The 420-nt window shown below is 42.6% G+C and carries 1 protein-coding gene; it reads left to right on the top strand.

Going from position 1 to position 420, the window contains the following annotated elements:
* The first annotated feature begins 76 nt into the window (after window positions 1-76).
* Complete coding sequence (locus H6A32_RS15950) at window positions 77-229, top strand: hypothetical protein (protein ID WP_204864834.1); 153 nt, start codon at window positions 77-79, stop codon at window positions 227-229.
* Window positions 230-420: the final 191 nt, after the last annotated feature.

Raw genomic sequence — 420 nt, forward strand, 5'->3', positions numbered from 1 at the left:
ATAAAAAAGAACCGTAATTGCTGCAGGCAGCTTCAGTTGCAATGAAAATAACTTGATAAAAAGAGAGGAAAAAGCGATGATGACAAATAAGGAGATCCTTCGGACTGCCATGGAGCAGTCTGCTATTGACGCAAACTGTCAGCCGGAATGGCAAAATGCGCTCTCTGAGGGTAGAAAAGAACTGGATGTGCTTGGGGTCGGAGCGTATGACAGTGACGGCATTTTTTGAAAATCATTTGTCTCAAATTTGTCCGAAGCAGATTTTAAGAGAAAACATAAACGGCGAAAACCCGCTAACCACAAGGGCTGACGGGTTTCGCTGTTTATAAGTTATCTAAAGGAATGAGAGTAAAGTGGCACTTGGAGGTATCTCTCCGAAGTGCTTACTTTATGAGGGGGGAGATAGTGATTTGTTTATCA

The sequence above is a fragment of the Drancourtella massiliensis genome, from assembly GCF_016900655.1.
Taxonomy (GTDB): domain Bacteria; phylum Bacillota; class Clostridia; order Lachnospirales; family Lachnospiraceae; genus Sellimonas; species Sellimonas catena.